The organism is Bacillus sp. B4EP4a, from assembly GCF_006680105.1.
Lineage (GTDB): Bacteria > Bacillota > Bacilli > Bacillales > DSM-1321 > Peribacillus > Peribacillus simplex_E.
In genome coordinates this window covers 43,215-55,986 of record NZ_VHIK01000059.1, presented here as the reverse complement: position 1 = coordinate 55,986, position 12,772 = coordinate 43,215, and the positions used below count along the sequence as shown (strand labels likewise).

General features: G+C 40.3%; 11 protein-coding genes. All 11 read left to right on the top strand.

The features are described from left to right. Nucleotides 1-120: 120 nt before the first annotated feature. The 11 genes from glyA (at nucleotide 121) to sdaAA (ending at nucleotide 12,385) form a co-directional block, all read left to right on the top strand. Nucleotides 121-1,371 (top strand): serine hydroxymethyltransferase, encoded by a 1,251-nt coding sequence (gene glyA / locus FNK51_RS23625; RefSeq protein WP_141994888.1) that lies wholly within the window; start codon nucleotides 121-123, stop codon nucleotides 1,369-1,371. Nucleotides 1,372-1,505: 134 nt separating this feature from the next. Further along, complete coding sequence (gcvT, locus tag FNK51_RS23620) at nucleotides 1,506-2,615, top strand: glycine cleavage system aminomethyltransferase GcvT (protein WP_141994887.1); 1,110 nt, start codon at nucleotides 1,506-1,508, stop codon at nucleotides 2,613-2,615. Nucleotides 2,616-2,779: 164 nt separating this feature from the next. Further along, entirely contained in the window at nucleotides 2,780-3,175 is a 396-nt protein-coding gene (gene gcvH / locus FNK51_RS23615) for a glycine cleavage system protein GcvH (RefSeq protein ID WP_098372267.1), read from the top strand. A gap of 1 nt (nucleotide 3,176) precedes the next feature. Beyond that, nucleotides 3,177-4,529 carry an aminomethyl-transferring glycine dehydrogenase subunit GcvPA gene (gene gcvPA / locus FNK51_RS23610; protein WP_141994886.1) on the top strand — a complete coding sequence of 451 codons (1,353 nt, stop codon included), beginning with the start codon at nucleotides 3,177-3,179 and terminating at the stop codon, nucleotides 4,527-4,529. Then, nucleotides 4,522-6,009, top strand: a complete 1,488-nt coding sequence (gene gcvPB / locus FNK51_RS23605; RefSeq protein ID WP_141994885.1) for an aminomethyl-transferring glycine dehydrogenase subunit GcvPB — start codon at nucleotides 4,522-4,524, stop codon at nucleotides 6,007-6,009. The genes gcvPA and gcvPB overlap by 8 nt, the downstream gene beginning before the upstream one ends. 251 nt (nucleotides 6,010-6,260) lie before the next feature. After that, nucleotides 6,261-7,139 carry a lipoyl synthase gene (gene lipA, locus FNK51_RS23600; RefSeq protein ID WP_098372270.1) on the top strand — a complete coding sequence of 293 codons (879 nt, stop codon included), beginning with the start codon at nucleotides 6,261-6,263 and terminating at the stop codon, nucleotides 7,137-7,139. A gap of 38 nt (nucleotides 7,140-7,177) precedes the next feature. Continuing rightward, the gene (locus FNK51_RS23595) at nucleotides 7,178-7,489 is read left to right on the top strand and encodes an iron-sulfur cluster biosynthesis family protein (protein ID WP_141994884.1); all 312 of its coding nucleotides are present in this window, start codon (nucleotides 7,178-7,180) and stop codon (nucleotides 7,487-7,489) included. Between the two features lie 113 nt (nucleotides 7,490-7,602). Continuing rightward, complete coding sequence (lpdA, locus tag FNK51_RS23590) at nucleotides 7,603-9,000, top strand: dihydrolipoyl dehydrogenase (RefSeq protein ID WP_141994883.1); 1,398 nt, start codon at nucleotides 7,603-7,605, stop codon at nucleotides 8,998-9,000. A 252-nt stretch (nucleotides 9,001-9,252) separates the two neighbouring features. Beyond that, nucleotides 9,253-10,122, top strand: coding sequence for a formyltetrahydrofolate deformylase (purU, locus tag FNK51_RS23585; protein WP_098372273.1), 870 nt, complete (start codon nucleotides 9,253-9,255; stop codon nucleotides 10,120-10,122). Nucleotides 10,123-10,812: 690 nt separating this feature from the next. Then, complete coding sequence (gene sdaAB, locus FNK51_RS23580) at nucleotides 10,813-11,475, top strand: L-serine ammonia-lyase, iron-sulfur-dependent subunit beta (protein ID WP_141994882.1); 663 nt, start codon at nucleotides 10,813-10,815, stop codon at nucleotides 11,473-11,475. Between the two features lie 40 nt (nucleotides 11,476-11,515). Continuing rightward, nucleotides 11,516-12,385, top strand: a complete 870-nt coding sequence (gene sdaAA / locus FNK51_RS23575) for an L-serine ammonia-lyase, iron-sulfur-dependent, subunit alpha (protein ID WP_141994881.1) — start codon at nucleotides 11,516-11,518, stop codon at nucleotides 12,383-12,385. The last annotated feature ends 387 nt before the right edge of the window (nucleotides 12,386-12,772 follow it).

The following is a 12,772-nucleotide window of genomic DNA, read 5'->3' as shown; positions in this document are numbered from 1 at the left end:
CATACTGTTTTTAGCAGTTTTCATAGAAAAGCAGGCCTGTAGCGGGAAAGAGCACCATATTGGAATTGAAAATTATGTAAAAATTCAGAATTAACAAAAATGTCCGGGAGGGAAAATGAAATGAGTTTACAACAAAATGATTCAACCATTTTTAAAGCGATTGAGAAAGAAGGACAACGTCAACATCAAACACTGGAATTGATTGCATCAGAAAATTTTGTTAGCCCAGATGTATTAGAGGCAATGGGAAGCGTGATGACAAATAAATATGCAGAAGGTTATCCAGGAAAGCGCTATTATGGTGGATGTGAATTTGTCGATGTGGCAGAACAAACGGCCATTGAGCGTCTAACAAAGCTTTTTGGTGCCAAATATGCAAATGTTCAGCCTCATTCAGGTGCACAAGCCAATTTCGCAGTTTTTTTCGCACTCCTTCAGCCTGGTGATAAGGTAATGGGAATGAACCTTTCACATGGTGGCCACTTAACTCATGGAAGTCCAGTCAGCGTTTCAGGAAAATGGTTTGAAGTTGTGTCTTATGGAGTTAGAGAAGATACTCAGTTAATTGATTATGATGAGTTGGAAGCTATCGCAAAGAAAGAACAACCTAAATTGATTATTGCAGGAACAAGTGCCTATCCAAGAACGATTAATTTTGCACGATTTAGAGAAATTGCCGATCAAGTTGGTGCAAAACTTATGGTGGATATGGCTCATATAGCCGGGCTGGTAGCTACTGGTCTTCACCCATCCCCAATCCCATATGCGGATGTTGTGACAAGTACAACTCATAAAACATTAAGAGGACCTCGGGGGGGCATCATTTTAACGAACGATGAAGTAATTATCAAAGCGATTAATAAATCCATATTCCCAGGAATTCAAGGCGGTCCACTTATGCATATCATTGCAGCAAAAGCAGTTGCATTCAACGAAGCTTTACAACCAAGCTTTAAGGATTATGCGAAACAAGTCATTGAAAATGCTACAACACTTGGCGAAACATTAAAGAATGAAGGTGCAGCACTTGTTTCTGGTGGAACAGATAATCATATTGTCCTTTTAGATTTGCGTCCGTGGAATTTAACAGGAAAAGAAGCGGAGAAATTATTGGAAGACGCAGGCATTACCGTGAATAAAAATACGATTCCCTATGATCCAGAAAAGCCATTTGTTACGAGCGGTATCCGAATGGGGACAGCAGCTTTAACAACTCGAGGCATGAAGAGGGAAGAGATGGTGAAAATTGGTGAAGTGATTGCAACTGTTCTAAAGAGTAAAGGTAATAAAGACGTCATTCAGAAAGCAAGAGAAACAACCAAAGAGATTTGTGATGTTTATCCGTTATTTCAACAGCCAACTACTGTGTAAAGAAAGGGGCAGCTTAATGGAATTATGCCTTTGCTGAAACCTGAGCAACTGCCATGGCAGCGAGATACTACTAGCAATAAAGAAACCTGTAACAGTTGAACTATTTTGCAGAAAATCATAATTGGGGGTAAATCATGGGTATTGAAACAGCATTAAAGCAAACACCGCTTTTTGAAGTATATAAAAAATACGGGGCAAAAGTTATAAATTTTGGTGGCTGGGCTCTACCGGTTCAATTTACCAGCATTTTAGAAGAGCATGAAGCTGTTCGAACTGAAGCAGGACTTTTTGATGTTTCTCATATGGGAGAAGTACTTGTGGAAGGGAAAGATGCCGAGAGTTATATTAACTACCTTGTTACAAACGATGTAACAAAGCTTGGCATCAATCAAGCACAGTATACCGCAATGTGTTATCCAGACGGTGGAACGGTCGATGATTTATTAGTTTATAAATTAGGAAATGAAAAATATTTACTTGTCATTAATGCTGCAAACATTGAGAAAGATTACGAATGGATGAAGCAGCATGTAAAAGGAGAGATGGAGCTCCAAAATATTTCGGAAGACATCGCTCAGCTTGCCATCCAAGGACCAAAGGCAGAAGGCATTTTGCAAAAGTTAACGGAAATTGATTTATCAGAAATTGGTTCTTTTAAATTCGCCCAGCACGTCAACATCTCGGGGATTTCCGATGTACTTGTATCCCGTACAGGTTACACAGGAGAAAATGGATATGAGCTTTATTTATCTGCAGACAAAGCGGTAGCACTTTGGGAAAAGATCTTAGAAACAGGAGCCACGAGTGGATTAAAACCATGCGGACTTGGTGCACGGGACACGCTTCGGCTGGAAGCACGTCTTGCACTCTATGGCCAAGAACTAAGTAATGATATCAGCCCGCTTGAAGCAGGAATCGGCTTTGTCGTAAAGACGAACAAAGAAAGTGACTTTATCGGAAAGTCTGCTCTTACAGAACAAAAAGAAACTGGATTAAAACGAAAATTAGTAGGGATTGAAGTAACAGGCCGGGGGATTCCGCGTCATGGTTACAAGGTAATTTCTAAAGATGGAGAGGAAATAGGTATTGTTACATCAGGAACACAATCACCATCTTTGAAGAAAAGCTTAGGTCTTGCCTTGGTATCAGCCGATCAAGCTGAAGTGGGGACACCGATAAAAGTGGAAATCCGAAATAAACAGATTGAAGCCGTTATTGTTAATGCACCATTCTACAAAAGGTAAGCGGAAATATTTTAATAGAGTTATCGTGTAGTTTTCATGAGTCGATATCCGTTACCTTGCATGCAGCCTAAAATCGACTACTTAAGAGCAAAATTACCTAAATTATAGTCTGAATTATGGGAATAGTTAAAAAACAAAAAAAGAAAAGAAAAGGGGAAAATACAATGACGAAATTATTATCAAGTTTTCGATATAGCAAAGAACATGAGTGGGTGCAACAATTAGAAGGAAACCGTGTTCGTATTGGAATCTCTGATTATGCACAAAAAGCGTTAGGTGATATCGTCTTTGTTGAAAATCCAGCGATTGATGATGAAGTAACTGTCAATGAATCGATGGGAACGATCGAGTCAGTTAAAGCAGTTTCCGAACTTTACTCACCTGTTTCAGGAACAGTAGTTACTGTAAACGAAGAGTTAGAAGGCGCTCCAGAGACGATTAACGAGCATCCATTTGAAGCAGGGTGGTTAGTCGAAGTAGAAATGTCCAATCCAGAAGAATTAGACTCACTTCTAAACGAAGATGAGTATCAAGCATTTACTAATGAGGGAGAGGAATAATATGACAGCCACTTATAGATACCTTCCTGATACGAAACAAGACCAAGACGAGATGCTAACATTTTTAAATATTTCTTCTATAGATGAGTTATTTGAAGATATTCCAGCTGAAATCAGCCTGCAGGGGGAGCTAAACATCCCAAAGGCGGTTCCTGAACCGCTGCTTGTGAAAAAAATGAACCAGCTTGCTACAAAAAACAAAAATGCGAATCATTACCCGACTTTCCTAGGCGCGGGGACATATGATCACTACATTCCAAGTGTGGTAAACCATATGATTTCACGCTCCGAATTTTACACAGCCTATACACCTTACCAACCGGAAATCAGTCAAGGTGAATTACAAGCAATTTTTGAATTTCAAACGATGGTCTGTGAGTTGACAGGAATGGATGTGGCTAACTCTTCCATGTACGATGGTTTTACATCGCTTGCAGAAGCTGCATCACTTGCTGTTGCGGCTACGAGACGTTCGAAAGTTCTTGTTTCCAAAGCGGTACATCCTGAATCCCGTGCTATTTTACATACAGTAGCAGGTGGTCCGGGATACACAGCTGAGGAAGTAAACCTAGCTGATGAGATTACAGATTTAGGGAAGCTGCAAGAACAAATAGATAATGACACTGCTGCCGTAATTGTTCAATATCCAAATTTCTTCGGTTCCATTGAGGATATAAAAGCAATTAAGAAAATTGCGGAAGAAAAAGGTGCCCTTTTAATCGTAAGCGCCAATCCTCTTGCACTAGCACTCTTGCAGGCACCTGGGAAACTTGGGGCAGATATTGTGATCGGTGATATGCAGCCATTAGGAATCCCGATGTCCTTTGGCGGTCCACACTGCGGCTATTTTGCGGTAAATAAAAAACTCATGCGCAAAATCCCAGGACGAATTGTAGGCCAAACAGCAGATGAAAAAGGACAGCGTGGATTTGTGTTAACACTTCAAGCACGTGAACAGCATATTCGCCGTGATAAAGCCTCATCGAATATTTGTTCCAACCAGGCATTAAATGCTCTTGCCTCTTCTATTTGTATGACATCACTTGGAAAGCAAGGGATTCGTCAAATGGCACAGCTAAACATTGAGAAAGCTGATTACATGGCGAAAACTCTAGAACAGAAGGGCTATACCATAATCAATGAGGCACCATTCTTCAATGAGTTTATAGTCGGGCTTCCTCGTTCGGTAAAGGAAGTCAATGCAAAACTTCTTAAGGCGGGTATTATCGGTGGATTTGATTTAGAAAGTGATTACGGTTTTGAAAACAAAATGCTGCTAGCTGTGACTGAGCAGCGAACAAAAGAAGAAATTGACCAATTTGTTGATGCTTTGGAGGCGATTGTAAATGGTTGAATATAATGAGTTGATTTTTGAAATAAGTCGTCCAGGACGGGTAGGTTCAAGTATTCCGGATAGTGACGTTGACTATGTTGATATAAATGAAAAATTTCCAATGCACTTAATCCGTGACGAACCTGCTGAGCTGCCAGAAGTATCAGAGTTGCAGCTTGTCCGCCATTACACAGCGCTCTCTAATAAAAACCATGGAATCGATAATGGATTCTATCCACTGGGTTCTTGTACGATGAAGTACAATCCGAAAATAAATGAAGATGTGGCACGGTTGGAAGGCTTTAGCCGCATTCATCCCTATCAGCCCGTTGAAACAGTACAAGGTGCATTAGAAGTTTTATATGAATTACAGGAAGAGCTAGCCGTCATTACAGGAATGGATGCTGTAACATTACAGCCATCCGCAGGGGCTCAAGGGGAATGGACAGGTTTAATGATGGTTAAGGCGTATCATGCTCAAAAAGGTGAAACCAGAACGAAAGTACTTGTTCCAGACTCAGCGCACGGTACAAATCCTGCAAGTGCAAGTGTTGCTGGTTTTCAAACGATCACGATTCCATCCGATAAAAATGGATTAGTTGACCTAGAAGAATTAAAGAAACATGTGGGATCTGATACAGCTGCGCTAATGTTGACGAATCCGAATACCCTTGGACTTTTTGAAAAAGAAATTGTGGAAATCGCTCAGGTTGTTCATGAAGCAGGTGGGCTATTATATTATGACGGAGCGAATGCCAATGCCATTTTAGGAAAAACAACACCAGGTCAAATGGGCTTTGACATCGTGCACTTAAATCTTCACAAAACATTTACGACTCCTCATGGAGGTGGCGGTCCAGGGGCAGGCCCTGTCGGTGTGAAAGAGAAACTTACTCCATACTTGCCAGTTCCGCGCATAGAAAAAGAAGGTGATAAATATGTGCTGAACGCTAATTATTCGCACTCTATCGGAAGGGTAAAAGGGTATTATGGAAACTTCGGAATTCTCCTGCGGGCGTATACTTATATTCGCACGATGGGGCCTGTTGGGCTTCGCCAAGTATCAGAAAGTGCTGTGCTTCATGCTAATTACCTTCGTAAAAGATTGGAGCCATACTTTGAAGCGCCATATTTACAAATTTGCAAGCATGAATTTGTCCTATCCGGATCCAGACAGAAAAAGCTAGGTGTAAGAACGCTTGATATAGCAAAACGCCTGCTAGATTTCGGCTACCATCCGCCGACCATCTATTTCCCGTTAAATGTTGAGGAATGTTTGATGATTGAACCGACAGAAACAGAGTCGAAAGAAACACTCGATGCATTTGCGGAGGTAATGATTACAATTGCCAAAGAAGTGGAAGAAAACCCAGGGGTTGTTTTAGAAGCACCACATACAACAGTGATTGGGCGATTGGATGAGGTCCAAGCAGCTAGACAACCTATCTTGCGTTATTCCAAAGAAGAAGTAGTAGTAGAGGAAGCAACGGTAACGTCATAAATGAATGTTTGAATGAACATGAACCACCAAGGATGAATATAAAGACAAGAATCTCAATATTTCATTCAAGGTGGTTTCATTTAAGCGTGTTTATAAAGGATGAAAATAGTGCCAAGTGGTGCAAGGAGAAAATAGTCTTGAGAACTAAAAAGACAGAGCAACGGAGAAACTCTATCGGTCTTTTTTTTTAGGCGTATGGAGCAACCTCTTTAAATCTAAAATTACATCTGCTCATAGGAGTGAGAAATAAAATGTCCATCACTGATCTTCGTAAACCAGAATGGCTTAAAATTAAATTAAATACGAATGAACAATATACAGGCTTAAAGAAAATGATGCGTGAAAAAAAACTTCATACTGTTTGTGAAGAAGCAAGATGTCCTAATATTCATGAATGCTGGGCGGTACGAAAAACGGCAACTTTCATGATTTTAGGAAGTGTTTGTACCCGAGCTTGCAGGTTCTGTGCAGTTCAAACAGGGCTACCATCAGAACTTGATTGGGAAGAGCCCGAACGTGTCGCAGAATCAGTAAAGCAAATGAACCTAAAACATGTGGTGATTACCGCTGTTGCTCGTGATGATTTAAAAGACGGCGGAGCAAAGGTATTTGCAGAAACTGTAAAGGCAGTGAGGCGGCAAAATCCATTTTGCAGCATTGAAGTTCTCCCCTCAGATCTGAATGGGGAATATGACAGCTTAAAAACATTAATGGATACAAGGCCAGACATTTTGAATCACAACATTGAAACAGTAAAACGCTTATCCCAAAAAGTTCGTGCACGTGCAACATACGAACGTTCATTAGAGTTTTTAAGGCGGGCAAAGCAAATGAATTCCACTATCCCTACGAAATCAAGCATTATGATTGGTCTAGGAGAAACAAAAGAAGAAATTATGGAAACAATGGATGATCTTCGTATTAACGATGTAGACATAATGACTATTGGTCAATATTTGCAGCCGACTAAACGACATTTGAAAGTCGAAAAATATTGGAGTCCAGAAGAGTTTGAAGAACTGAAAAACATTGCCATGTCAAAAGGGTTTAGTCATTGCGAAGCCGGTCCGCTTGTTCGCTCCTCCTATCATGCAGATGAACAAGTCCGTGCAACTAAGGCTAATGCGTAATCATTTTTCAATAATCCATTAAGAAAGGGGAGAATCAGATGATAGTCAAAATAAAGATAACAGAGGCAGCTATGAATAAACTGAAGGAAATGACATGTAAGGGTGCGCAAGTTCCTCGCATTGACGCTGATATTGCCGGCGGCTGCGGGGTGTCGGTGAAGTTCTCCCTCTTATTGGACGAGCCCCGCAGAAACGATGTAATTATTGAATATGAGGGAGTTCAGCTTAGATTAGATCATTTTACAAAACGTTATTTAGATGAAGAAACAGAAATTGATTATATAGAAGATAGTGGCTTTATTGTTGGAGAAAGCTTTGCATCCAATGCATGTGCCATTGAAATAATTTAAAGTATCATGATCGTTTACCTATTAATAGAATAGATCGTGTTTAATAAGTTAGTTGTTATCTTAGACTATCGATATATCTCTATGGTTATGAAAACAAAAGGGGGTAGTATTAGGTGAATCAAAAATATGACGTTGTTATCATCGGTGGGGGCACCGGTGGATATGTTGCGGCCATTCGTGCGTCTCAATTAGGATTAAAAACGGCGGTAGTTGAACAAGGTAAACTTGGTGGAACATGCCTTCATGCAGGTTGTATTCCAAGTAAAGCATTATTAAGAAGTGCAGAGATATATTCGAATGCAAAAAATGCAGATAAATATGGTGTTATTGCACCGGAAGTTGGACTGGACTTCTCAAAAGTACAGGCCAGGAAAGAAGAAATTACTGAACGCTTATTTAAAGGTGTACAACATTTAATGAAAAAAGGGAAAATAGATGTGTTTGAAGGGAAAGGGAGTATTTTACAGTCGAGAGATGTTTTAGTGAGATTTAATAATGATGAACGGGAAACAATATTAAGCTCTCGAAATATTTTAATAGCTACAGGATCTCGTCCAAGGACATTACCCGGCCTAGAAGCAGATGGCGAATATGTGATGACATCGGATGAAGCGCTACAAATGAAAGAGCTCCCAAATTCCATCATTATTGTCGGCGGCGGTGTTATTGGAATAGAATGGGCTTCGATGCTTATTGACTTTGGATTAGAAGTGACTGTGATTGAGTATGCCGATCGCATTTTACCGACGGAAGATAAAGATATTTCAAAGGAAGTACAGCGACTAATGAAGAAAAAAGGTGTGAAAATCGTAACAGGGGCAAAGGTGCTTCCAGAATCGTTAGAAAAAGGTGACGGTGTCTCTATAAAGGCGGAATATAAAGGAAAAGACACGTCATTTTCAGCAGAAAAATTATTAGTATCTGTCGGAAGATTAGCAAACATAGAAGGCATTCACCTTGAAAATACCAAAGTTGAAGTCGAACGTGTGATTCAAACAAATGAGTTTTATCAAACGAATGAGCCTAGCATTTATGCAATTGGAGATGTGATTGGAGGATTACAGCTTGCCCATGTTGCTTCACATGAAGGGATCATCGCCATTGAACATATGGCAGGAGAAAAACCAGTGCCACTTGATCAATCTCTTGTTTCCAAATGCATATATAGTAACCCGGAGGTAGCTAGTGTTGGGTTAACAGAAGAGGATGCAAAGGAGAAAGGGTATCAAGTAAAAACAGGGAAGTTCTCCTTCCGTGCGATTGGAAAGGCTCTTGTTTTTGGTGAATCAGACGGTTTTGTCAAACTCGTTGTTGAAGAAGAATCTAGTAAGTTGTTAGGAGCGCATATGGTTGGGCCACATGTAACCGATATGATTTCGGAAGCTGGTCTTGCACGAGTATTAAATGCAACAGCTATGGACATTGCACATACGATACACCCTCACCCTACATTAGCGGAAGCAATTGGGGAAGCTGCCCTAGCTGTATATGGTAAGGAAATACACTCATAGATATAAAGGATAGTAAAAAGAAGAGTTGAATACTTCTTCCTTCATGGGGGAAGGCGAACCATTTGATAGGTGGGAGTCAGTAAAAAAAATTCAAGGTCCATAGCCCTCCCTCACCGTAGTTCAAGATTGCTAGAAATGAAATTGTAGTAACGGTATTGTTCGGACACCTATAGCGGTTGAGTTTAGCCATCATTCTGAATTCGAAAGTTTTTACATATTTTTATTACAAATCTAAAGGATGGTGAGAGTCCATTGTATCAAGTAGTGAATGTTAATCGTGCTAAATTATTAATATCTTGTCCAGAGAAACCAGGTATTATCTCGGCCGTATCTAACCTTTTATTAGAAAACAGAGCAAATGTTGTTCATTTTGACCAACATACGACGGATCCACAAGCTGGTATGTTTTTTATGAGAATCGAATTTGATTTAAACGACTTTGATGCTTCCTATGCAAAACTTGAAGAGGACTTACATGTGCTGGCCCAGGCTTATGCGATGGAATGGAGCTTAAGCGGCAATAATAAAAGAAAACGAATGGCTATCTTTGTATCCAAAATGGATCACTGTCTTATGGAGCTTATATGGCGTTGGAAATCGAATGAACTTCCAGTGGAAATTCCGATGGTGATCAGTAATCATCCTGATTTAAAAAAAATAGTAGAAAGTTATGGCATACCTTATTATCATATTCCTTTAGCTCATGAAACGAAGCAACAAGCAGAACAGAAAGCAATAGATCTATTGAAAGGGAAAGTAGACTTTATTGCCTTGGCTAGATATATGCAAATTCTTTCCCCAACCTTTGTATCGGAGTTCCCAAATCAAATTATTAACATTCATCATTCTTTCTTACCGGCGTTTGTCGGTGCAAACCCTTATGCGAGGGCCTATAACCGTGGTGTAAAGTTAATTGGGGCAACTGCTCATTATGTTACGAATGATCTTGATGAAGGACCCATTATTCAGCAAGATGTAAAGCGGGTTAATCATAGACATACAATCGAAGAATTAAAGGTTACCGGAAGTCATGTGGAAAGACAGGTTCTTGCCCAAGCTGTTTCTTGGCATATTGAAGATAGAGTTATTATTCATGGTAATAAAACAATCGTGTTTGAGTGAATACAATATTATGATGCTTCAAAGATAGGAGATAAACTTTACACTATTTTTAGAGATTTTTCTCTACTAATTCTATTAGAGCAGACAAAATCCTCGACCTTGTGAGTATTTTGTCATATCTCAAAAGGGACATCATTACTATTTATTCCTATATTAATGCCACATTTCAATCTCTATTATAATTGAATTAATTCCATAAAAGGGTTTGCCTTCGTTTACCTAAACGAATAACAGCTCATTTTGTACATTTGTTGATTGAGCCGATTCACTGCTAATTTCGGAGGATTATAAATATAAACAAGCATTGTAAGTTCGAAATGTACTTTACCTTTTTCGCCTGTTCGATAGCTGAAATTATTATTAGTTGAATAAACTCTTTTTTTAGCATTGACGCACTCAACGGCCGTTCTCGTCTTGTAAAGCTTTTTCCCTGCTTCTGAGCCATAATGTAACCGGGGCGGCCACACCAATCGCAGGGTTTGGAGTTTTGTACGATTTCAATGATCCTGTAAAGGTGACTTATCACAGCTGGGTTATGTGCAAGTTGTGGGAGATTCGGTAGGTTTCCTTGGTAATCGTATTCAAAATTAAAAGATTAGGCCCTTTCACGAATAAGGGCGAAAGAAGAACAAAAAGCGGCATAATGAAGACGGTTAAACAAATCTTTTCCCAGAAAAGGGGCATTACACGATGAAATACAGATCTGCATTCGATATAATCGGTCCCGTCATGATTGGACCTTCAAGCTCACATACAGCAGGAGCTGCCAGAATTGGCAGAGTAGCAAGGACATTATTCGGAAAGCAACCGAAGAAAGCCATCATTTCTTTATATGGCTCTTTTGCAAAAACATACAGGGGACACGGTACGGATGTTGCCGTCGTAGGCGGGATATTGGACTTTGATACGGATGATGAACGAATCCCTGCTTCTTTAACGATAGCGGAAGAAGCCGGTATGGAAGTTTCCTTTACAATCGAGGATACTGTGATGGATCATCCTAATACAGTCAAAATCAGACTGTTCGACGAAGATAAAGAATTAGAACTTGTGGGAATCTCAATTGGCGGCGGAACGATAGAAATAACGGAGTTGAATACGTTCAAGCTTAAATTGTCGGGTGAAAACCCAGCCATTCTAGTCGTGCACAACGATGTTTTTGGAATCATATCCTCCGTTTCGACAGTATTGGCGAATCATGAAATTAACATAGGACATATGGAAGTTTCACGAAAAGAAAAAGGTCAAATGGCCCTCATGGTGATTGAGGTCGATCAGAAAATCAAGAGCGATATCATGAAGGAAATTGAAGGATTGGAAAATGTGTCGCAAGTCATAAGGATGGTTGAATGATAATCAGTAAAAGTGTTGGCATAGATATGGAGGTAAAAACATGTTCCGAAATGTAGCAGAGTTGGTTGAACTTGCTGAAAGTAAAAATGTAAAAATCGCGGAAATCATGATTTTACAAGAAATGGAGTTCTCAGGCTTGTCGAGAGAACAGATCATTGAAAAGATGGACAGGAATTTGACAGTGATGGAACAAGCGGTGGAAAGAGGTCTGAAAGGAGTGCAGTCCGTTACAGGTCTAACGGGTGGGGATGCCGTTCTTTTGCAAAATTATATCAAGTCGGGCAAGGCGCTCGCAGGCGATTTATTATTGGATGCCGTCAGTAAAGCTGTTGCGACGAACGAAGTGAATGCAGCAATGGGAATGATTTGTGCCACTCCGACTGCCGGTTCTGCGGGCGTTGTTCCCGGGACATTATTTGCTGTGAAAGAAAAATTAAACCCAACCCGAACAGAGATGATTGAATTTCTTTTTACTTCCGCTGCCTTCGGTTTCGTGGTCGCAAACAACGCTTCCATCTCTGGAGCGGCTGGTGGCTGCCAAGCAGAAGTGGGCTCGGCAAGTGGCATGGCCGCAGCTGCGATAGTAGAACTGGCCGGCGGTACACCGAGCCAAGCCGCAGAAGCGATGGCGATCACATTGAAAAATATGCTTGGACTGGTTTGTGATCCAGTGGCTGGATTGGTTGAAGTTCCTTGCGTGAAACGTAACGCAATGGGTGCCTCCAACGCGATAACGGCAGCTGATATGGCGCTTGCAGGCATTACGAGCCGCATTCCATGTGACGAAGTTATCGACGCCATGTATAAAATAGGATTGACCATGCCGGTTGCACTTCGCGAAACGGCAGAGGGCGGGCTGGCTGCGACTCCTACTGGGCGTAAATTGGCAAAGGAAATTTTCGGCATATAAATAAACCTACGCCTTAGGCTCAATAATGAAATCATTGTCCTCAAAAGTTTGCTCTGTATTGCAATAGCATTGGAGAAAAAACAAAGTCACTTCTAGGTGCAAAATTAAACCTGTTCATGACTAATCAGGGATATAAGGCGAACCCACGCTTTAGTTACGGAACTTACGGTTTCAGAGGAATCGGCTAAGTCATATATTGTAGGACTGACACCCTTTGAATATCAATCCTCGATGACGGAATTAGAGTTTTTTTTATGAATTTAAGCTTACCATTGCATTTAATAATGTGGCTGCAACTGACACAATTATTGTTAAAACATCAATTATTTATGTAAAAGATAAGGTTGGATGATTGATGATGTTAAGTTTATTGGTTAAATTGACTGG

Coding starts and splice junctions, on each gene's coding strand:
- glyA (WP_141994888.1), top strand. CDS start 121: ATGAGTTTACAACAAAATGATTCAACCATTTTTAAAGCGATTGAGAAA.
- gcvT (WP_141994887.1), top strand. CDS start 1,506: ATGGGTATTGAAACAGCATTAAAGCAAACACCGCTTTTTGAAGTATAT.
- gcvH (WP_098372267.1), top strand. CDS start 2,780: ATGACGAAATTATTATCAAGTTTTCGATATAGCAAAGAACATGAGTGG.
- gcvPA (WP_141994886.1), top strand. CDS start 3,177: ATGACAGCCACTTATAGATACCTTCCTGATACGAAACAAGACCAAGAC.
- gcvPB (WP_141994885.1), top strand. CDS start 4,522: ATGGTTGAATATAATGAGTTGATTTTTGAAATAAGTCGTCCAGGACGG.
- lipA (WP_098372270.1), top strand. CDS start 6,261: ATGTCCATCACTGATCTTCGTAAACCAGAATGGCTTAAAATTAAATTA.
- FNK51_RS23595 (WP_141994884.1), top strand. CDS start 7,178: ATGATAGTCAAAATAAAGATAACAGAGGCAGCTATGAATAAACTGAAG.
- sdaAB (WP_141994882.1), top strand. CDS start 10,813: ATGAAATACAGATCTGCATTCGATATAATCGGTCCCGTCATGATTGGA.
- sdaAA (WP_141994881.1), top strand. CDS start 11,516: ATGTTCCGAAATGTAGCAGAGTTGGTTGAACTTGCTGAAAGTAAAAAT.